Here is a 20,017-nt window from a genome sequence, read left to right on the forward strand (position 1 = left end):
CGGCCGTAGCGCAATCAATGACGCGAGCAGTGGCTGCTGTCGTGACGCTCGCGCTCGTACTCGCCGGGTGCTCGGGCTTCGTCCAGCAGGACAGCCCCGAAACAGTCACGCCGGCAGCGGTGCCGACCGATGGGGTCGGGTATCCGCCGGGCGTGAGCGACGAGGCAGTGGTGCCGCCAGTGCTGGCCAGCGCCCACGCGCGGACGCTCGCGACGACAAACTACACGCTGGTCTCCCGCCAGCGGGTCACCGACAGCAACGGGACGGTACTCCGGCGGTCCGACCACACACGCCACGTCGCGGCGAACAAGACGACGTACGCCGGGCAGTTCCGCCAGAACGGCACCGAACTGAACACTTTTACGACCCGCATTGATTACTGGACCAACGGCTCCATCGTCGCGGCCCGGTACGACGAGCGATCGAACGGGCCCCAGCGGGTCAAGTGGACTGTCCGCGACGACGGCCCGGTCTCAGACCTCTCGGAGCGGCGGATGATACGCGGTATCGGGGAAGCCGTCGATCTCTCCGTTGCCGACCGGAGCGACGGCGGCGTCGTCCTCGTCGGCACCCGTTTCACGGACCCTGACAGGCTCAGTACACCCCTGTTCGTGAGCGCCCCTCGCAATGTCTCTGTCCGGCTCCGCGTCAGTCACGACGGTACCGTCTCGGCGCTTCGGCTGGCATTCGATGCCGAACGGAGCGACCAGCAGGTCCGTGTCACGCAATACCTGCGGCTACGAAACGTCGGGTCTACGACAGTGACACAGCCGGTGTGGGTCGCGAACACGACCCAGCGGTCGCTTCAGGAATAACCGCCCGCAACGAACGAATTCAGGCGCTACCGAGCGCGGGCAGGACTCGGCGGGAGGCGAGCATATAGCCGGCGTACAGGAGGACCAGCCCCATATATACTTCCCACGCAGCGAACGCGGAGATGCCGCCGGACAGGTCGGCGAGAGCGGCCTGTTCGGTGAGTGCTCCTCCCACAGTTAGCCCGGCCGCGAGAACCGTCGAGAGAAGGAGTTCAAGTAGCTCCGGAAGCGATTCTGAAACCATGTATGCGCAGATATCAGTGTCAACCCGCTTGTAGCTCTTTCGATCCGAGAGAGCTTTGTAGGCTCGCGAGAACGGACCTGTATGAGCCAAAACTGGAACGCGGACTACGCGACACTCGCAAAGCGCGGGTTCATGCTTGGGGCGGGGCTGTTCCTCCTCGGCATCGCGGGGGAAGTCGCCGGAAGCGCCGTTCTCGGGACGCTCCCCGCCTGGGGCGACACGCTGCTGGTCGACATGGAAATGCTCGGTATTCTCGTCGGTCTCCTCTCACCGCTCGTGTTCGGTGTGGTCCTTCCGCTGACCGAGTAACCCTTCTCTGACGGATACGCTCGATAAAACGACTCCCGAGCTACGGCCCCGTTCTCCCGACAGCACGACCGCTCGTCTCGCCAGTCCCGGCTGTTGTGCGCGATAAAAATGTAGAGTTTGGGTGATCAGCGCGACTCGCTTACGCGAGCTTCTCTATATTCTCGACGACCTTCTCGGCGAACTCGCTGGTGGCGAGCTTGTTGCCGCCCTCGATCTGGCGTTCGAGGTCGTAGGTGACGTCGCCCGAAGAGATGGTCTCCTCGACGGCGTCACGAACGAGCTGGCCGGCGTCCTTCCAGCCCATGTATTCGAGCATGAGGCGGCCGGAGAGAATCATCGCGGTCGGGTTGACCTTGTCCTCGCCGGCGTACTTCGGCGCGGAGCCGTGGACCGGTTCGGCGAGACAGCGGGCCGAGCCGAAGTTCGCACCGGGGGCGATGCCGAGCCCACCGATCTGTGCGCCGGCGGCGTCGGACATGTAGTCCCCGTTGAGATTCATCGTCGCGATGACGTCGTACTCGTCGGTACGGGTCAGGAGCTGCTGGAGCATGTTGTCGGCGATGCGGTCGTTGACGACCAGCGCGTCCTCGGGCGCTTCGCCGTCGTACTCATCCCACAGCTCGTCCTCGGTGATGACGTGCTCGCCGTACTCCTCTTCGGCGACCTCGTAGCCCCAGTCGCGGAAGGCACCCTCGGTGAACTTCATGATGTTGCCCTTGTGGACCAGCGTGACGCTGTCGCGGTCCTCTTCGAGGGCGTAGTCGATGGCCTCGCGGACGAGGCGCTTGGTCCCGAACTCGGTGATCGGCTTGACGCCGATGCCGACCGGGCCGTCGTGGATGGTCTCGTCGAAGTCCATCTCGTCCTCGACGAACTCCTTGACTTCCTCGACTTCGTCGGTGCCGGCCTCCCACTCGATGCCGGCGTAGACGTCCTCGGTGTTCTCCCGGAAGGTGACCATGTCCATCTCCTCGGGGTCCTTGACCGGTGACGGGACGCCCTCGATGTGGTAGGTCGGGCGGACGTTCGCGTAGAGGTCGAGCGTCTTCCGGAGCGCGACGTTCAGCGAGCGGAAGCCGGCGCCGACCGGCGTCGTCAGCGGCCCCTTGATAGCGACGTTGAACTCCTTGATCGCCTCGACGGTGTCGTCAGGGAGGTTCTCGTCGTACTTGTCCCGGGCGGACTGGCCGGCGTAGACGCGCATCCAGGAGATGTCACGGCCGGTGGCGTTCGCGGCGGCTTCGAGCACCTTCTGTGCGGCCGGACCGACGTCCGTCCCGATACCGTCCCCGTGGATGATGGGGATGATCGGGTTCTCCGGAACGTCGAGTTCGTCGTCCTCCGTGACCTGAATCTGCTGTCCCTCGTCGGGAACCTCCACTTTATCGTAATCGTAGCCCATATTCCGCCAATTGACAGTCGCCCCTAAAGGCGTGCCGCTTTCCCTCAGACATGGTAACACAGTCCGTAAAGAAAGGGCTTCGACCGAACGTCGGGACGACACTAACGTCATAGCCGGAGGTGATATGCCGTTCGTGTGTCAACGGGGTTGCATGCACGTCATCGTCCACGGCGGCGCGGGCAGTCCACCGGAGTCACCGGCTACTCGGCAGGAAACACTCACTGACGCCGCTGAACAGGCAACGGCGGCGGAGGGTCCGATGGACGCGGTGCTGGCCGCGCTTCGACCGCTCGAATCCGATCCGGCGTTCAACGCCGGCGTCGGTGGGGCCGTCCAGAGCGATGGGGAGGTCCGGACCGACGCCGGATTGATGACCGACGACGGTCGGGTCGGGGCGGCGTGTGCAATGTCTGGCGTTGTACACGCCGCGGACGTGTCCTATACGGTGGCAACTGAGACACCACACGTCTTGCTGGCCGGTGACGAGGCCGGCGATTTCGCGGCAGGCATGGGTGTCGAAACCGGTCGCGACCTCACGACTGCGGAGACACGACAGCGATACGAGGCCGCTGACCCTCCCGATGGCGGACCCGCAGATCATCTTGAATGGGTCCGTGAGCATTTCAGCGGCACTGACACCGTCGGCGCGGTCGCGACCGACGGGGACCGGCTCGCGGCGGCGACATCGACCGCCGGGCGCTGGTTCGCGCTGGCCGGTCGGGTCGGCGACGTACCGCAGATCGGCGCTGGCTTCTACGCGGACGACCGCGGCGGCGCGAGCGCGACCGGCGAAGGGGAGGCTATTGCCCGGTTCGGCCTAGCCCGCCGCGCCGTCGAACTGCTCGACACGTACGGCCCGCGACAGGCCGCCGAGGAGGCGATTGCGGACTTCGAGGACGCCACTGGCGGGCGCGCCGGCGTAATCGTGCTCGACCACGCCGGCCACACCGGAGCCGAACGCAACACCGCCGCGATGCAGACCGCGAGGCGATAGCCAGAGGGAAACCCCTTTGCCCGCCACCGACTAACCGCCGTGCATGACTGACGTGGACTTCGATTCCGAGCAGTACGAGAAATGCCGTGAAGCAGGCGAGATTCTAGCACAGGTACGTGACGAGGCAGCCGAACGCGTCGAGGTGGGCGTCTCCCATCTCGAAGTCGCCCAGTGGGCCGAGGACAAAATCAAGGAGTTGGGCGGCAAGCCGGCGTTCCCGGTGAACATCTCTATCGACGAGGAGGCGGCCCACGCCACGCCCGAACGCGACGACGACGCAACCTTCGGCGAGGAAATGGTCAACCTCGACATCGGCGTCCACGTCGACGGCTGGCTCGCCGACACCGCCGTGACGGTCGACCTCTCCGGGCAGGACGAACTCGCCGAAGCGCCCGCCGAGGCCCTGGACGCCGCGCTGGACGTTGCCGGCCCCGGTGTCGATGTAGGCCAGATCGGCGCGGCCGTCGAGGAGGTCATCGAGGGGTACGGCTACAACCCCGTCGTGAACCTCACCGGCCACGGACTGGGCCACTGGGAGCAGCACACGTCGCCGAACATCCCGAACCGCGAGGTGGCACAGGGTGCAACGCTCGACGTGGGCGACGTGGTCGCCATCGAGCCGTTCGCCACCGATGGCCGCGGTAAGGTGCAGGAAGGGGCCGACGAGGAGATTTTCGCCCTCGAACGGGAAGGGTCAGTTCGGAACCGGCAGGCTCGACAGGTCCTCGAACAGATTACCGAGGAGTATCGGACCCTCCCCTTCGCGGCCCGCTGGCTCGATTCGCCGCGAGCGGAGATGGCGCTTCGCCGCCTGAAACAGCAGGATATCGTCCACGGTTATCCAGTTCTTAAGGAGCAGGACGGGGCCTACGTCAGTCAGAAGGAACACACCGTTATCATCACCGAGGACGGCTGTGAAGTGACGACCCGTTCGCGGTAGCGTGAACACCGGCTTCGAACCCGCTGGACTGACACCGGACTCCGCTTCTTGAGCATCCACAGCGACATCTCTCTGTGGCCGGTGTGAAAGGGTGTGATGGGTGGGGGGTGTGGCCACGCAGTCAGAGACCGCGCGGCGTATGGAAACGGTGGGGTGGGGGGTGTGTGGCCACGCAGTCAGAGACCGCGTGGCGTATGGAAACGGTGGGGTGGGGGTGGGGTGTGTGGGATGGTCAGGCGTTGTTCATCCGCGTTGACGTGGTTGTACCACAGATCTGACACTCGCTGACCCGATACGGCTCTCGGGAGAACGCCGCGTTCTCGCGTTTATCGGACTCTGTCTGTATCTGGACACGCACGGCGTGCGGTGTCTCGCGGTCACACGTCGAACAGTGTTCAGCCATGTCAACGCCGTCGTTTATCGCTGCCATCCCGCCTGATACAAGCCGGGTACGGAGTATAAAAACCACCTTCAGTTCTGGTCCGTTCAGCACTGTTTATCGCCAGATAGCGGCCGATTTTTTCGGATTGCTGCCTTAGAGAGGACAAGAATGTTTAAAAGCCCATCTAAGGCTATAGAATCCGGTCTACGACCGTGAACGGCCAACACTTTTATATAGAGCTTCTGCGGCAACAGTCACGTTGTTTTTGCTGGTGGGTCGACAACTGGCGGTATGGACAAGGTGTTCGCGCCGTGGCGCATCGAGTGGGTCGAACGCGAGGAGACGAACCCCGATGTCGACTGCGTGTTCTGTGCGTTTCAAGCGGGGGAGGACGACCGGGCGAACAACCTCGTGGCACGAAGCGACCACGCCTTCGTCCTCCTGAACAACTACCCCTACAACCCCGGGCATGTGATGGTCATTCCCCACACCCACACCGGCGAGTACGGCGACCTCGACGACGAAACCCTGCTCGATCACGCCCGACTGAAACAGCGGACCTTCGATGCTCTCGAAACGGCGCTGTCCCCGGACGCGTTCAACGCGGGGCTGAACCTCGGTGGCTCCGCGGCCGGCGGGTCGATTGACGACCACCTCCATACTCACGTCGTCCCGCGGTGGAACGGCGACACCAATTTCATGCCGGTCATCAGTGACACGAAAGTCATCGTCGAGGCCGTCGAAGAGACGTACGACCGGCTCTACGCTGCGTTCGCATCACAGGACGGGACAACCGCTCCTGACGACGGGGCTGTCCGAATCGAGTAGTTCGGCCGGCCGTACCGACAGAGACGCGGTCTTCGTCCGTGGGACTGTGGTGAAACGGCCGATTTCCGGTAGCTGAAAAGCATCGGGTGGGCCTTTTTCAGTAGACGCCAAACTGTCGTATGGTCCCATGACGCAAGAAGCCCCTCCAAATCACGGCCAGCGTGATAAGTACCCAGCCCCGTCCGGTCGCCGCCGCTTCGTCAAAGGACTGGTCGGTGCCAGTGCATTGTCGGGAGTGACGACTGTCGGCGGCTTCGCAGTCGACGCAGCGACTGACCAAGGCGGTGTCGGTGGTGGTACCGTGTCCTATATCGGCATCCAGAACATCGCTGGCCCGGCGAACCGACCGATGCCGCTCGTTCCGCTGGAGATATCCGATGGCGCACTCCGCGGAAAGTGGCCGTCCGTCTCGGAAGTGACCACGGGCGGTGATACCTTCCGTATCGCCAAAGCGGAGTTGGGCGGCGTGACGTATTCCCAGCAGTGGTTCCAGTACTGCGGGCTCGAAGTCGCCGCGGGACTCGAGCCAGACCCCGAGCGTGACGGGTTCCTCAGGTCGAAGGCGGCATATGACTGGCAATCACAGCTGAATGACGGAGATAAACTCCGTGTCGAGCACTTCGAGGACTACGAGTCTTGGGGGAACGATATCGGTAGCGACGGTCTCGGCAAGCCAGCGGTCGCGACCTGGCGTTCACAGGGCGAGGACGTCAAAGAGATACAGGTGCAAGTGTTCCGGACACCTGCTGTCTCGAAGATGGTCGCCGGTGACGACGAGTATGCCGACCTTGCCGGTGAGATACGCGAGTTCCTGGACGCGGCCACTGCTAAGGATTTCATCGCATGGGTGAACCGCTGTACGCACCTCTGCTGTAATCCCGGGTATAAGACGATGCCCGGAAGCGCGAAGTTCGAGGCTGCCGACAAGGTGTACTGTAACTGCCACCAGTCGGTATACGATCCGTTCTCGCCGACGACGGCAACTTTTGCGTCGCGGCCTCGGCCACAGGGATAGCTCAGTGTCGAAGCGGCTTTGACGGCGGCCCGACAACGGGGGAGCAATGTCACGCCGCGCGACGCTCAGGCGGGTCGGCCTGCTCGTTCTCGGCGTCAATCTCCTCCTCGTGCTGCTGAAAGCCAGCGTCTGGCTCACCACCGGGAGCTTCGCTGTCCAGTCCGAGGCGGTCAACAGCGCCGCCGACACCGCCTACTCGCTGGTCATCGTCGCTGGGCTGTACCTGACGACGCGCCCGCCGGACTTCGAGCATCCCCACGGCCACGAACGTATCGAGCCGTTCGTCTCGCTGTTCGTCGCCGCGGGTATCTTTTCCGCTGGCGGGTTCGTCCTCTGGAACGCCGGTACTGCCCTGCTGACCGGGAACATCTCGGTAACACAGGGGCCAGCCGCCGTGCTCGTGCTCGCCTTCTCGGCCGTCGCGAAGTACGCCCTCTACCGCTACTGTCTCCGCGCGGGCACGGACCGTAACTCCCCGGCGCTCATTGCGACGGCGAAGGACAACCGCAACGACATCCTCACCGCGGGAGCGGCGCTGGTCGGCGTCGGTGGTGCGATGGCCGGTTACCCCATCGCCGACCCGCTGGCTGCGCTCGTCGTCGCCATCGGCATCATCTACACCGGCATCGAGGTCGTACAGGAAAACGTCACCTATCTCGTTGGCGGCGCACCACCGGAGGACCTCCGGCGCGAAATTCTTCGCCGCGCGCTGGACCACCCGCAGGTCCGAGGCGCACACGACGTTATCGCCCACTACGTCGGCCCCGAAATCGACGTGAGCCTCCACATCGAGGTGGAAGGCGACCTGACGCTGTTCGAGGCCCACGACATCGAGACGGCGGTCATCAAGTCCATCGAGGAACTCCCGGAGGTCGACGACGCGTTCATCCACGTCGACCCGAAGGAACTCGGCGAGTGGAAAGACGACGAGGAAGTGGAACGACTCGCTGACCTGGAGTGACGTTTTAGTAGCTTCCGTGCCATGACGTAGCATATGGGTGACGACTCATCACGTAGCTGGCTCGCGCTTGGACGACTGTTGTTCGGCCTCGGTGTGGCCCTCCAGGCCGCTGAGGACTTCCGCGACATGGAGGATGCAATCGAGTACGCTGAGTCTGCGGGTGTCCCCGCGCCGGACCTGCTGGCCCCGCTGGCCTCGGGGATGATGCTGGTCGGCGGGCTGGGGACGGCATTCTGGCGGCTCCCGCGCGTTTCGACCGGTGCCGTCGCCACGTTCCTCGCCGTCGTTACCCCGACGATGCACGACTTCTGGAACGCCGACCCGGACGACAAGAGTGGTGAGCGCCTGGCTTTCTTCGGCAACCTCGCGATGTTCGGCGGGGCGATAGCGTTCCTTCGTGAAGCCTACAGCGGTGACTGACGGCTCGGTCGATTCCGACTGAAAATTCGGGCTGCCGACCCGCTCAGTCCGCGACCTGCGCCCGCTCGATCGGCTCGCCGAAGGCGTAGACGGTGTTGTGGCTCGTGATCTCCACGTCGACCGTGTCGCCGATTTCGAGGCCGCGCTCCTGTGCGTCGGCGATGACGACCTGTCGGTAGGCCTCGTCGTAGCCCACCAGCGACTCGTCGGTACCGTCCTCGACGAGCAACACCGAGGACGTGTGGCCGACCATCTCCTCGTAGGCCTCGGCCATCAGCTCCATCTTCGCCTCGCTCATCTCCTTCGAGCGGTCCTTCTTCGTCTGGCCGCCCAGGCCTTTCATGTCGGCGGCGTCGGTGCCGGGCCGCTTGGAGAAGCGCGTGACGTTGATCTTCTCGGGCCGGGTCTCGCGCAGCAGCGCCATCGACTCCTCGTGGTCGGCCGGCTCCTCGGTCGGGAAGCCGACGATGAAGTCCGTCGACAGCGTCCAGTAGTCCAGATGGTCGTCCAGCGTCTCGACAACCTCCAGGTACTCCGAGACGGCGTGCTGGCGGCGCATGTCAGCCAGCACGTCGTCGCTGCCGGACTGGACCGGCGCGTGGATGAAGTTGTACAGTTCGTCGTGCTCGGCGAACACTCGCGCCAGTTCCTCGCGGACGCCGTGGAGGCCCTTCGGGTTCGCCATGCCGACCCGCACTCGGAAGTCGCCGTCGATATCGGAGCAGATGCGGTCCAGTAGCTCCGGCAGCAGGCTCGTCCCCTTGTTCGTGTCCCAGCCGTAGACGCCGGTGTCCTGGCCCGTGATGCGGATTTCCTTCGCGCCGGCGTGAACGAGCGCGCGGGCCTTCTCGACGTTCTCCTCGACCGACGGCGACTCGATTCGCCCGGTCGCCTGCTTGGTGATGCAGTAGGAGCAGTCCGACATACACCCCCGTGCGATGGGAAGGATACCAACGACGCCGTTGAGCACCGTTTCGGTGTCCGGCGTGATTGTCGGGCACTCGCCGTTGAGGACGTACTGGGGCACGTCGTCCCAGTGGAGTACCTCCGCGTCGACGTCGGCGGTCTGGAACTCCTCGCCCTGTGCGAGCGCCATACAGCCCGTGATGACGAGGTCGGCCGGCGTTTCTTTGTCGAGTTCTTTGGCCCGTGCGAGCATGTTCCGCTCGGTTTTCTCAAGCACCGTACAGGTGTTGAGAATCGCTACGTCAGCCGACTCCGGCCCGTCGGCGGGATGGTGCCCGCCCTCCCGGAGCGCCTGCTCGATCTGCTGGGTCTCACCTCTGTTCGAGGTGCACCCGTACGTCTCGATATGATACCGGGCCATTCATCCAGACACTATCGCCAGGACGGCAAAAGGGCGACGGATTAGACCGGTCAGTAGCCGTCGGTTGTGTCCGCGTCGTCTCGGTCTGTCTCCGGTTTGGTTGGAGTTTCGCCCTGCGTTTCGGCCTGCCACTCTCGGACGATAGTATCGCCGCTAGAGGCCCCGATACGCTCGGCCCCGGCCTCGAACATCGCCTCGGCGTCGGCCCACGACCCGACGCCGCCGCTGGCTTTCACCGGGAGGTACTTGCTGAGGATCTCCACGTCGTGGACTGTCGCGCCGCCCTCGCTGAACCCCGTCGCGGTCTTGAGATACGCGGCGTCAGCGTCTGCGACCAGTTGGCCGACCCGTTCGAGTTCGTCGTCAGAGAGCAGCGGCGCTTCGACGATGACCTTCACGGGAACCGGGACGCTGGCGACGACCTCGGTGATGTGGTCCCGGACGGCGTCGTCCTCGCCGGCCTTGAGTAGGCCGATGTTACACACCATATCCAGTTCGTCGGCCCCGGCGTCCCAGGCCAGTTTGGCCGCCTGACAGACGCTGTCGGTCTGGCCCTGGCCGTGAGGGAAGTCGATAACGGCCGTGAGTGGGACGTTCGCGTACTCCGTCGCCAGCGGGAGGTAACACGGCGGAATACACGCCCGCATCCCGTACTGCAGCGCCTCGTCGAGGCAGGTTCGTACGTCGTCCGGTGTCGTCGTCGGGCCGAGGACTGTATGCTCGATGCGGTCTGGAATGTCGTCCATACCGCGGGGTGACACGCGGTGTCTACGTAAAGACGGCGGGCGGCGGACGGTGCGGGCCGGGTGTCCCGCTGTAGTGGCTGTCCGCGATAGCCGCTCGTACCGGTGTGCCCTCCGTCGGTCTCGTTCGGAAGGTTTTCCCTCGTCGGCGTCGGCGTGAGGGACATGGTACTGCCTTCGGGGTTAGCGCTCCCGCCGCTTGAGTACACCGTGGCGCTGCTTGCGGGCACACTCGTGGTGACAGCGCTGTTGTACGCCCTCGAACCACCGATCGACCAGCGGACCGTGGTCGCTCTGACGCCGTGGATGGCACTCGGCGGCGCGCTCCACGCGTTCCACCAGCCACCGATTGAAGCGTACAGGCCCGTGGTCGCACCGCTGTTCGGCGCACCGGCGGTGTACCTCACGACGTTCGTCACACTGGGTGTCGTCTGGATCACGCTGACGCTGTTCAGCGTCCGGCGCGGCCACAGCGAGACGATATCGCGCAATCTGGGGTACATCGGTATCGGACTCCTGACTGTGTTGCTCGTCATCGCCGTCGTGATGGCACTGGAGTCCGGCCTGCTGGGGCTCATCTGGCCGACTGTCGCCGTCGTCGTCGCGACTGTTGTCACCGCTGTAACGGTGCTTGCGGTCGCGCTGTGGCGGACGCCGGTCGTGGTTCGGATGCGCTATGCGGCCCCGACTGTCGTGTTCGCGCATATGCTCGACGGCGTCTCGACGGCGGTCGGCGCTGACGTTATCGGTATCACGGAGCGAACGCCGATCCCCGCCCGTATCATGGAGTTTGCCGGGACACTCCCGACAGCGCCGTATCTCGGCAAAGGCTGGCTGTTCGTGTTCGTCAAACTGCTCGTGGCGATTGCGGTCGTCTTCCTGCTCGATGACTACCTCGAAGAGGACCCGGTCGAAGCGAGCCTCCTGCTCGCGCTCGTGACCGCCGTCGGTATCGGCCCGGCCACGAACAACATCGTCCTGTTCCTGTTCAGCCCGGTCTGAGGGCGGCGTTATTCTGCCACCGAATCGCTGCGTCGCTCCTGCCGTTCCTGTTCGAGCCGCTGACACCCGAACACGAGCGGCTCCGGCATGTCCGTCGCGTTCGACTGCAGCGATTCGAGCACGACGGCCACCTCCTCGAACCGTGGTCCGCGACCGGCGACCAGTGGCTCTGTATCCCACGTAATGAACTCGTGGTCGGACAGCATCGGCAGGTGACAATGGTACAGTTCCTGTCGAAGGACCGCCGGGTCGCGCGGGACGTTGGGGTTTACGGCACTTTCGGGGAGTGGGACTGTCTCGTCGGGGTGGGCGTCTGACAACGAGATGACGAGCTGCCGCCGCGGCTCGGCCGTAACGGCCTTGAAAACCTCGTCCCAGCGTCTAATCACCTGCTTCCCGTTCTGGTAGCGTTGCTGTGTCATAGTATAACTTACCACATATAACTGGCCGGCGACATATATATCACCGTGGTGTAATATATTGAGTGAATTGAACGGCGAGGACAGCCGTCCCCGATTGACCCGAAACGACACAGCTGAGGGTGTTGAAACGGGTGTGATAACACCTGGGTCCGCATACCGCACTATCTCATCACCCTATGTATCCTGTCTGACTCTGCGGTACTACACTCGACAGTGCCAGAGCCGTCGGTGATATCTCGGGATGGTATCCTCGCAACGGACTATCCCGCCACCAGACCTGTCGTTTCTGCTCTCCCCAGCCGCATGACACAATGCTCATTGGCACTGCGAACAAGGGACGATACGTGCTTGACTACCCCCTCACGCAGTGGGCGTTCGTCTGTGTCGTCGCCGGTGCGGTCGTCGGTCTGTTGTTGAACATCCCGATGATGACACAGGACCAGGGGTACCTGCCGGCGCACGTCGCCGCGGCCGGCCTCACTCGTGCTGACCCGGCCGCAGTGGGCCGTCCGCTCGCCGCCGTCGTGCATCACGGCACCGCCCTCGTTGCGGCACTGCTCTACGGCGCGGTCGTTGCAGGCCTCTCGTCCGTGCTTCCGACGGCAGTCTCGCTCAACGGCGTCCCGCTGCTACCGCACATTATCGGCGTTGCGGGCGTCACCGCGTTCATCTACTACTTTTTCGCCCGCATCGCCATGCCTCGCTTCGGCGGCAGCGTCCGGGACGATGCCGACGAGATCATTCGACAGTGGGCGCTCACGGCGTTCATCTTCGGGACGGCGCTCGCGCTGTTCGTCCCGGTGCTCGTCACCTGGCTGTAAGCTACGTATCCTCGACCCGCTTCGAGAGGTTTCTGTAGGCTCCGAGATACAGGAATACGCTGGCAAGGAGCGCGAACGGGACGACGAGGGTCCACGAGGGGCCGTCCGGCGTTCCCGCGCCGACGGTGTAGCCGGTCAGCAGTCCGAGGACGACTCCGGCGGCGAGAGCGATACCCGCCGGTCCTCGCATCCGCCTGTCGAACAGCGAGAGATCGTCTGCCATACGTCCGCTCTCGCGGCCGTCCTACCTCACTGTTGTGAACGACGGGAATCCACTGACTACTAAATAGTTCCGTGCGACTGGCCTGTATGGCGAAACAACCGCATCTACTCGTCGAACCGGGTGACCTGACAGACATCGCGCTCGTGCCGGGTGACCCCGGGCGTGTCGACCGCATTGCGGGCCTCTGTGACGACCACGAGGTCGTCGCGGAGAACCGCGAGTACAAACTCGTCAATGCGACCTACGACGGCCGCGAACTGACGATCTGTTCGACCGGCATCGGGTCGCCCTCGACGGCCATCGCCGTCGAGGAACTGGAAGCTGTCGGCGTCGAGACGCTCATCCGCGTCGGCACGACCGGCGCGCTTCAGGAAGGCATCGAAATCGGCGACATGGTCGTCGCTAACGGCGCTGCCAAGGACGAAGGAACGTCCCAGCGCTACGAATCGAAGTCCGTCCCGGCCGTCCCGGATTACGACGTGCTCTCGTCGCTGGTCGACGCCGCCGAGGCGAACGACGAGGACGTCCACGTCGGCCCCATCGCCACGGACGACGCCTTCTACGCCGAGACGGACGAGTACATCAACGACTGGGAGGCCGCTGGCCTGCTGGCCGTCGAGATGGAGGCCGCCGCGCTGTTCTCGCTGTGTCGTCGCAAGGGCCTGCGCTCGGGCGCTATCTGTACCGTCGACGGAAACCTCGTCGAGGGGACACAGAAGGGCGAAACTGAGGACGAGGAACTCCCCGAGAAAGCCAAGAACAACGTCGAACGCGCCATCGAAATCAGTCTGACGGCGACCACGTCGCTGTAAGCGTCGGAACCGCTGGGTTCTGCGAGCGCCCGTCGGGGGTGTCCCGTGTGATCGGTCGGTCGCGCCGCTTCCCGGCGGAGGGCTTAACAGACGTTCTCCCGTGGGAAACTGTATGCTCGACCAGTTCCGGAAACGACTCCGCGCGGCGGTCAGACGGCTCCGGCGGGTCGAGCGCCGCGAACTACAGGACTTCAGACGGTGGGCCGAGGTGACCGAAAACCTCGTCCACCTCTCCATGCTGGTGTTCGTCCCGCTGGCTATCGTGCTGGTGACGACGCTGGCGAACGCCGTCCCACAACTGAGCTTCCTGCTGTTCCCGCCGCTTGCAGCGGGGTCGTACACGCTCTTCGTCGATCCGACGAGCAAGTACTCCGACCCGAAGCGGTTCGTCGCGGGACTCACCATCGGTGCGGTCTGCGGGCTGGGCGCGCTCGCCGTCTCGAACAGCTACCTCACAGCCCCGGGCGGCCAGTTCGGCGTCAGCGCGCTCGGTGCCGGTCTCGCCGTCTTCGCGACCGGCGTGGTCACCTGGCCGCTCGACATCGAGGAGCCGTCGTCGTACTCCACCGCCCTGCTGGCGCTGCTGGTCGAACCGAGCCAGCGGGCGGCGTTCGTTGTCAGCATCTTCCTCGCGAGTTCGCTCGTGGCAGCCCTCTTCGTCGTCTGGCGCGAGGAGTTCTACGAGCAGCGGGCGACGTACCTGTACGAGTCGATGTCCGGCGACGACCACGTCCTCGTCCCGATGCGCGGCGACTCGGCTGGCCAGACAGCGATGCTGGGCGCGCGGCTCGCGGCTGCCCACGAAGCCGGGAAAGTCGTCTTGCTGGACATGGTTTCGGACAGCGACGCCGCCACAACCCAGCAGTCGCTCATGCGGGACACGATACAGATGGACATCCGGTCGGAGAACGGGTCCGGCTCGCCATCGGCCCGGACTCGTCCCGTCGCTGACGGCGGTAACCCAGCCAACGCGTCGGTATCACCCGACCAGACTGACCTCGAAGCGGAGGTCGACTGGCTAGAGACCCACGCCGACCGCATCGAGACGCGAACGGGCGTTTCCTGTCAAGTCGTCGTCGCGAGCGACGACGGGTCACCGGCGCAGACGACGCTGCAAACCGCGGCCGAAACCAACTGCGACCTCATCGTCGCGCCCTACGAGAGTCGACACGGGGCGCTGACGTCGTATTTACAGCGGCTGTTCCGCAGTGAGAGCGACATCGTCGTCCATCGGTCACGGAGCGACCGGACCCGCTGGAAGCAGGTCATCGTCCCCGTGCGGTCTGTCAGCGACGTGGCCCACAATATGGTCGACTTCGCCACGCGACTAGCCGGCCGGAGCGGGCGGGTCGCCGTCGCGACCTGTATCGGCTCCCGCGGGGACCGCCGCCGGGCCGAAGAGATGCTCGCGGACCTCATCGAACCGTACGAGGGGGCGTTCGAGACGCGAGTCCCGCGGACGGACATCCAGACGTTCCTGACCGATACCGCCCCACAATACGACCTGGTCATGATCGGGGCGAGCCGCGACCGGAGCAAGGCGTCGCGGTTCATCTCGCCGCCGACGTTCGAACGGTTGGAGGACGTGGAGACGGACGTCGCTATCGTCGACCGCGGCCGGGCCTAGATATCTGCGTCGTCCTCGTCGTTCACGTCGAGCAGGTGGTCGGCGATGTTCTCCATCCCCTCGCGACCCAGTGCAGACTGGACGATGAGGTGCCCGCCCAGCACCGCCGGGCTGATGACTGTGTCCGCGCCCGCCCGGCGGAGCTTCTCGATGTTTTCGCGGTCGGTCGCCCCGGCGACGATGTTGACCTCCGGATTGAGCGTCTGTGCCGTCAGTATCGCCAGCGCGTCCTGTGCGTCGTCGTTCGTCGCCGCGACGACCGCCGCGGCCTCCTCGATACCGGCCCGTTGCATCGGCTCTTCGTCGCTCGGGTCCGCGGTCAGAACGGGGATGTCCTGTTGTTGGAGCCGCGTGGCCGTCTCCGTGTCCGGCGTGATGACCACGAAATCGATTGCGCCGGTCAGTTCCTCGATGATCGGTTCCGTCAGGTCGCCGTGGCCGAGCACCAGTACGTGGTTCTCGAGCAAGTCCAGTTGTGCGTCAGTCATGTTTCCGAGTGCCTCCGAAAGCCGCTTCTCGATTGCCGGGCCCAGCAGCGACCCCAGCGCGATGGCGAAACTGGCCGTCCCGAGGACGACCACCGACATACCGAACAGTATCGCCTGCTGGCTCTGTGGGGTCATGTCGCCGTACCCGACGGTACTGGCCGTGACCAGCGTGTAGTAGAACGCGTCGGTCGCCGTCGAAAGATTGGTGAATTCGTCCCGGAGCGCGTACGATCCCGCCGTCCCGTACATGAGCGAGCCGAGGAGTGCCGCGCCCGCGGCCAGTTGCGCTGTCGAGAGGTCGACCGACCGGTCGAACCGCCGCCGGTTCAGCAATATTACTGGGAGCGAGAGCAGCGAGAGCGCGACGAGCGGTATCGACACCGCCGAACTCGGCACTGGGCCGATAAACGGGAGCGGCACCTCCGAGTTCTGCACCAGCCCTTGAACCGCCGCGACGGGAAGTAAGACGACGGTCGCGTACCACGCGACCCGCAGGCGGCGACGGAGTCCGACGACGCTAACGAGTAGCGTGAATCCCGTGAGCGCACCGGTAAACCCGGCGGTGCGCTGGATGCTTCGCGGAATGAGGTCCCCGAGCGGCCCGCTGATCGACACGGCACTGATGTTGACCACACCAGTGACGAACGACAGCACTGCCACCAGGACCGGCAAGAGTATCGTTGCGCGCGCTCCCAACCAGTTCCGCGGCCTGTCCATACCCATCCAGATTACAGCGGTGGGTGTAAATGTACTGTCCGCGGGCCGGAAGCGATTTACTACCGGCCACGCAGGATGTGGACATGGCTTCGCTCCCGGTCGAGGTGCTGATGGGGATCTATCTGGGGCTGTTGGTGGGAGTGATTCCCGCGCTCGTGTCGTGGGCGCTGGGGTTCAGTTTCAAGTACTTTACCGGCATTACCGTGCCGGGGTTCGGTGTTGTCGTGCTGGCAATCGCACTTGCCGGCGTCAGCGGGGGCCTCATGGCACTGGCGGACAAGTCGATTACGCAGGCCCCCAACGCCGAGCGAATCATTACTGCAATCGTTCTCGTCGGGATGGTGTCGCTGTACGCTCACAGCAAGGGCGACCAGCTCGGGGCGGAGTTCCCGAAGCGGCTCTCTTTCCAGGGGCTACGCGAGAAGAAACTCTCGGCGGACGTGGCCGAATTCGTCGGTGGCCGCGACGAGGTTCGTATCCGCGTCGTCGGCGACGTGGCCGACATGGAAGGGTATCCGCCGCTTTCGGAGCCACTCCGGGCCGAGATACGCACCGAAGAGTGGCGGTTCCCGGCGGACCTCCGTATCGGCGAACTCGAACGCCGGATGGAGGAGCGGCTGAAATCGGAGTTCGATCTCGGCGACGCTGCCGTCTCGATAGACGAGCAAGGGCGGGCGACGGTCGTCGCCGCGCCGCCGTTTTCGGGCCTCTCGAAGCGCGTGGGCGACAACCGCCACGCCGTCTCGGTGGACGCGCTGTTGCCGACCGGGCTGGCCCGCAACGACGAGGTGACGGTGCTGACTGAGGACGCACAGGTCCGGGGGACCGTCGTGAGCGCGCGGTCGACTCCGTCGGCCGACGAGACGCCCGCCGAGACGCCGACGGAACCGGAGATCGCCGACGCCGAGCCGTCCACAGCGCCGGTCCAGGCACCGACGACCGACGGCGGCGAGGGCCGGCTCACGGTCGCTGTGACCCGGACGGACGTGCAACCGCTCCTGCGGTCGGCCCAGCCGAAGGTCGTGGTCGAACCCCGTGGGACCCACCGAGAGTACGAACTCGTTTCGCTGCTCCGTCGGGCCGGGAGCCGGTTTCGCCGACTCACGGTTCGCGCCGACGGCCCGCTGGATAGGACGACGCTCCGGGACGCCAAAGTTCGGGAGGTCTACGACGTTGCCATCGTCGCTATCCGGACGGCGGACGGTTGGCAGGTCGCGCCACGCGGCGACGCGGCTGTCGAGGCCGGCGACGAACTGTACGCGATTGGCCGCCGCGCCGACCTCGACGCCTTCGCGGAGGCGGTCGCATGACGCCGCTCGGCCTGACACTGCTCGCACAGGTCGGTGCGAACCTGCAACTGGGGACGGTGTCGCGGGCGCTGGTCGAGGGCGTTGTCTGGCTCCTCGTCATCACGCTGCTCGCCGCGACGCCGGCGGGCGCTATCGCCGTCTTCTATCGCTGGTACGTCCGCGAACGCATTCAGACCGGGCTGGCGGTCCTGTTCGGCCTGACCGCGGTCGTCCTCGTTATCGGCGCGACGACGGCGCTCAGCGAGGTCATCGCCCAGCGCGAGGACGTGCTGGCGGCCGGTGCAGTCCTGTTGAACCTCGCTGCGTTCCTCGCCGGCGGCGTCGGGGCCTACGGCGGGATGCGTATCGGGGACCGACTGGGCGTCGACCTCTTCGCCGCGACCGGCGGCCGGAACATCGACGCCGACGTGAGCGAGATCGTCCAGACCGTCGGCCGCGTCACGTCCGTTCGCCTGCCCGAGGATGTCGACGACATCATCGGTTACGACCCGATGCCCGACGAGACCAAAGAGACGCTCGCGAACCGGCGCTTTCTCTTCCCGCGGCGGCTGACGAAAGACGAACTCCGGGACCGCCTGGTCGTCCGCCTCAAGACCGATTACGGCGTCGGCCACGTAGACGTCGAACTGGCCGACGACGGCAACGTCGACTACCTCGCCGTTGGCTCACGGGCGGCCGGCATCGGCCCGACGCTGCCGCCCTCGACGAACGCCGTCGCCATCCAGGCCGATCCGGCCCACGCCGCGAGCGCCGGCGATCTGGTTCAGGTCTGGGAGCAAGCGCCGGCGAAGCGCGTGCTCACCGGCGAACTCCGGGGCGTTGCCGACGACGTGGTGACAGTCGCTATCGACGCCGCCGACACGCCGAAACTCGACCCGCAAACGCAGTACAAGCTCGTCACGCTCCCGGTGCAGGACCGCTCCGACCGGGAGTTCGCCTCGCTGCTTCGTGCGGCCGACGAGACGATGGGCACCGCCACCGTCGAACCGGGGAGCACGCTCGACGGTGCGGCGGTCGGCAGTCTGGCAGTCACTGTGGTCGCGATTACCCGCGACGACCAGCAACCGGAGACGATTCCGTCTCGCGGGCGTGTGCTGGCGGCCGGCGACACTATCTACGCAATCGCCACGCCGGACGCGTTGCGGCGGCTGGAGCAAGCCACGGAAGGGACCACGACAGCGACTGTGACGGACGAGTCGGAAGACGATACTGCTGACGAGGACGGCCAGTCAGGCGCGTCTGACCCGGCTGCTGGAACTGAGCAGACTGACGGGGCGGCTGAACCAGCGGCCGACACGACTGATGCCGATGCCCACGACAGCGCGGGGGATGTCGACGCGGCCGAGACCGATGCCGAGGATACGACCGACACCGACGCTGAGATAAACAGAGCTGACACCGACACTGCCGGTGAACCGGCTGACACCGCCGCTGAGGATGGGGCGGCTGATACTGCTGCTGACGCTGGCCTGGCTGATATCGGCGCTGACGACGGGACAACCGAGACCGGAGACGAACCCACGGACGACGACCCGCTGGCGGCGCTTCGGAACGCCGATGTGGAGGACGCAGACGACGAGCTGACTGCGGACGAGGCGTTCGAGGACTTGCCGGCAGACGACGGCGACGACACCGTCGAAGTGTGGGACCCGGAAGAGCGAATCGACGGGGCGGACGACGAGCTGACTGCGGACGAGGTCGACGACAGCGACTCGGCGGACTCCGAAGCGCCCGCCGAGGACGGAGACGGCGTCGACGACGAATCGGGCGCTGGTGACGACTCGGAGAAGTCAAACTGAGAGGCGGGCCTCCCTATTGCTGGATGCACGCCGTCGCCGGCTGCCCTTCCCCGGTCCACCTGAACGGGCCGGACACACCTCGGTCCGGAACCCTCTTTTGCCGGACGCCCGGAGTACGGCTATGGAGTGGAAACTGTTCGCACACCTCCGGGACGCGGCCGACGGCCAGTCGGTCAGCGTCGATATCGAGGGCGAGGCCACGGTCGAAACGGCGCTCGATGCGCTGCTCGCGTCGCGACCGGCGCTCGCCGAGGAGGTGCTCGACGAGAACGAGGAGTTGGCCGACCACGTCCGGGTGCTCGTCGACGGCGAGGACCCGTTCGCCGCCGGTGAGGGGCTGGCGACGGCAGTCGACGAGGAGACGGAACTGGCGTTGTTCCCGCCGGTCAGCGGCGGTTGATACGGCTCGTCGGAGC

Annotated in this window: 23 protein-coding genes; 15 read left to right on the forward strand and 8 right to left on the reverse strand. The window is 65.3% G+C overall.

All coding sequences use genetic code 11. The features are described from left to right. The first annotated feature begins 17 nt into the window (after window positions 1-17). Entirely contained in the window at window positions 18-815 is a 798-nt protein-coding gene (locus ACNO8S_RS02755) for a hypothetical protein (RefSeq protein WP_064288251.1), read from the forward strand. Between the two features lie 19 nt (window positions 816-834). Here ACNO8S_RS02755 and ACNO8S_RS02760 read toward each other — a convergent pair whose 3' ends face one another. Next, the gene (locus ACNO8S_RS02760) at window positions 835-1,059 is read right to left on the reverse strand and encodes a hypothetical protein (protein ID WP_014039604.1); all 225 of its coding nucleotides are present in this window, start codon (window positions 1,057-1,059) and stop codon (window positions 835-837) included. A gap of 81 nt (window positions 1,060-1,140) precedes the next feature. Between ACNO8S_RS02760 and ACNO8S_RS02765 the strand changes: the two genes are divergently transcribed. Continuing rightward, window positions 1,141-1,368, forward strand: coding sequence for a hypothetical protein (locus ACNO8S_RS02765; protein WP_008310699.1), 228 nt, complete (start codon window positions 1,141-1,143; stop codon window positions 1,366-1,368). 139 nt (window positions 1,369-1,507) lie between these two features. Here ACNO8S_RS02765 and icd read toward each other — a convergent pair whose 3' ends face one another. After that, window positions 1,508-2,770, reverse strand: a complete 1,263-nt coding sequence (icd, locus tag ACNO8S_RS02770) for an isocitrate dehydrogenase (NADP(+)) (RefSeq protein ID WP_014039605.1) — start codon at window positions 2,768-2,770, stop codon at window positions 1,508-1,510. A 151-nt stretch (window positions 2,771-2,921) separates the two neighbouring features. On the opposite strand from icd, the gene ACNO8S_RS02775 reads away from it, so the two are divergent. After that, window positions 2,922-3,764, forward strand: coding sequence for an isoaspartyl peptidase/L-asparaginase (locus ACNO8S_RS02775; protein WP_420182446.1), 843 nt, complete (start codon window positions 2,922-2,924; stop codon window positions 3,762-3,764). A gap of 43 nt (window positions 3,765-3,807) precedes the next feature. Next, a complete protein-coding gene (gene map / locus ACNO8S_RS02780; protein WP_014039607.1) occupies window positions 3,808-4,704 on the forward strand; it encodes a type II methionyl aminopeptidase in 897 nt (298 codons plus the stop codon). A 232-nt stretch (window positions 4,705-4,936) separates the two neighbouring features. Here the strand turns inward: map and ACNO8S_RS02785 are convergent, their stop codons facing one another. Then, window positions 4,937-5,134, reverse strand: coding sequence for a hypothetical protein (locus ACNO8S_RS02785; RefSeq protein WP_004518623.1), 198 nt, complete (start codon window positions 5,132-5,134; stop codon window positions 4,937-4,939). A gap of 243 nt (window positions 5,135-5,377) precedes the next feature. On the opposite strand from ACNO8S_RS02785, the gene ACNO8S_RS02790 reads away from it, so the two are divergent. From ACNO8S_RS02790 to ACNO8S_RS02805, 4 genes are all read left to right on the forward strand, one after another. Beyond that, window positions 5,378-5,914, forward strand: coding sequence for an HIT family protein (locus ACNO8S_RS02790; RefSeq protein WP_064288254.1), 537 nt, complete (start codon window positions 5,378-5,380; stop codon window positions 5,912-5,914). A gap of 127 nt (window positions 5,915-6,041) precedes the next feature. Further along, window positions 6,042-6,929, forward strand: coding sequence for a Rieske 2Fe-2S domain-containing protein (locus tag ACNO8S_RS02795; RefSeq protein WP_014039609.1), 888 nt, complete (start codon window positions 6,042-6,044; stop codon window positions 6,927-6,929). A gap of 46 nt (window positions 6,930-6,975) precedes the next feature. Then, entirely contained in the window at window positions 6,976-7,890 is a 915-nt protein-coding gene (locus tag ACNO8S_RS02800) for a cation diffusion facilitator family transporter (RefSeq protein WP_014039610.1), read from the forward strand. A gap of 33 nt (window positions 7,891-7,923) precedes the next feature. Next, entirely contained in the window at window positions 7,924-8,310 is a 387-nt protein-coding gene (locus ACNO8S_RS02805) for a DoxX family protein (RefSeq protein ID WP_050007510.1), read from the forward strand. A 43-nt stretch (window positions 8,311-8,353) separates the two neighbouring features. On the opposite strand, the gene ACNO8S_RS02810 is transcribed toward ACNO8S_RS02805, so the two are convergent. Then, window positions 8,354-9,637 carry a tRNA (N(6)-L-threonylcarbamoyladenosine(37)-C(2))-methylthiotransferase gene (locus ACNO8S_RS02810; protein WP_420182447.1) on the reverse strand — a complete coding sequence of 428 codons (1,284 nt, stop codon included), beginning with the start codon at window positions 9,635-9,637 and terminating at the stop codon, window positions 8,354-8,356. A gap of 50 nt (window positions 9,638-9,687) precedes the next feature. Then, window positions 9,688-10,383 carry a deoxyribose-phosphate aldolase gene (gene deoC, locus ACNO8S_RS02815; protein ID WP_146417570.1) on the reverse strand — a complete coding sequence of 232 codons (696 nt, stop codon included), beginning with the start codon at window positions 10,381-10,383 and terminating at the stop codon, window positions 9,688-9,690. 162 nt (window positions 10,384-10,545) lie between these two features. Here deoC and ACNO8S_RS02820 point away from each other — a divergent pair, with 162 nt between their 5' ends. Continuing rightward, window positions 10,546-11,382, forward strand: coding sequence for a DUF63 family protein (locus tag ACNO8S_RS02820; protein ID WP_129756063.1), 837 nt, complete (start codon window positions 10,546-10,548; stop codon window positions 11,380-11,382). Between the two features lie 8 nt (window positions 11,383-11,390). On the opposite strand, the gene ACNO8S_RS02825 is transcribed toward ACNO8S_RS02820, so the two are convergent. Then, window positions 11,391-11,804 (reverse strand): hypothetical protein, encoded by a 414-nt coding sequence (locus ACNO8S_RS02825; RefSeq protein ID WP_044951686.1) that lies wholly within the window; start codon window positions 11,802-11,804, stop codon window positions 11,391-11,393. 311 nt (window positions 11,805-12,115) lie between these two features. Here ACNO8S_RS02825 and ACNO8S_RS02830 point away from each other — a divergent pair, with 311 nt between their 5' ends. Then, window positions 12,116-12,625, forward strand: coding sequence for a hypothetical protein (locus ACNO8S_RS02830; RefSeq protein ID WP_014039616.1), 510 nt, complete (start codon window positions 12,116-12,118; stop codon window positions 12,623-12,625). 1 nt (window position 12,626) lies between these two features. On the opposite strand, the gene ACNO8S_RS02835 is transcribed toward ACNO8S_RS02830, so the two are convergent. After that, the gene (locus tag ACNO8S_RS02835; RefSeq protein WP_014039617.1) at window positions 12,627-12,848 is read right to left on the reverse strand and encodes a hypothetical protein; all 222 of its coding nucleotides are present in this window, start codon (window positions 12,846-12,848) and stop codon (window positions 12,627-12,629) included. An 86-nt stretch (window positions 12,849-12,934) separates the two neighbouring features. Between ACNO8S_RS02835 and ACNO8S_RS02840 the strand changes: the two genes are divergently transcribed. Together ACNO8S_RS02840 and ACNO8S_RS02845 are read left to right on the forward strand one after the other, a co-directional pair. Then, window positions 12,935-13,660, forward strand: coding sequence for a nucleoside phosphorylase (locus tag ACNO8S_RS02840; RefSeq protein ID WP_004518634.1), 726 nt, complete (start codon window positions 12,935-12,937; stop codon window positions 13,658-13,660). Window positions 13,661-13,772: 112 nt separating this feature from the next. Further along, window positions 13,773-15,287 (forward strand): HPP family protein, encoded by a 1,515-nt coding sequence (locus ACNO8S_RS02845; RefSeq protein WP_420182448.1) that lies wholly within the window; start codon window positions 13,773-13,775, stop codon window positions 15,285-15,287. Here ACNO8S_RS02845 and ACNO8S_RS02850 read toward each other — a convergent pair. Further along, on the reverse strand, window positions 15,284-16,492 hold the full coding sequence (locus tag ACNO8S_RS02850) for an NAD-binding protein (protein ID WP_050037598.1): 1,209 nt from the start codon (window positions 16,490-16,492) through the stop codon (window positions 15,284-15,286). The genes ACNO8S_RS02845 and ACNO8S_RS02850 overlap by 4 nt on opposite strands. Window positions 16,493-16,521: 29 nt before the next feature. On the opposite strand from ACNO8S_RS02850, the gene ACNO8S_RS02855 reads away from it, so the two are divergent. The 3 genes from ACNO8S_RS02855 (at window position 16,522) to ACNO8S_RS02865 (ending at window position 20,001) form a co-directional block, all read left to right on the forward strand. Further along, the gene (locus ACNO8S_RS02855) at window positions 16,522-17,802 is read left to right on the forward strand and encodes a potassium channel family protein (protein ID WP_420182449.1); all 1,281 of its coding nucleotides are present in this window, start codon (window positions 16,522-16,524) and stop codon (window positions 17,800-17,802) included. After that, on the forward strand, window positions 17,799-19,601 hold the full coding sequence (locus tag ACNO8S_RS02860; protein ID WP_420182450.1) for a potassium transporter TrkA: 1,803 nt from the start codon (window positions 17,799-17,801) through the stop codon (window positions 19,599-19,601). Before ACNO8S_RS02855 ends, ACNO8S_RS02860 begins: the two co-directional genes overlap by 4 nt. A gap of 121 nt (window positions 19,602-19,722) precedes the next feature. After that, entirely contained in the window at window positions 19,723-20,001 is a 279-nt protein-coding gene (locus ACNO8S_RS02865; RefSeq protein WP_014039622.1) for a ubiquitin-like small modifier protein 1, read from the forward strand. Window positions 20,002-20,017 lie beyond the last annotated feature (16 nt).

Source organism: Haloarcula sp. KBTZ06 (assembly GCF_048595605.1).
GTDB classification, from domain to species: Archaea; Halobacteriota; Halobacteria; order Halobacteriales; family Haloarculaceae; genus Haloarcula; species Haloarcula hispanica.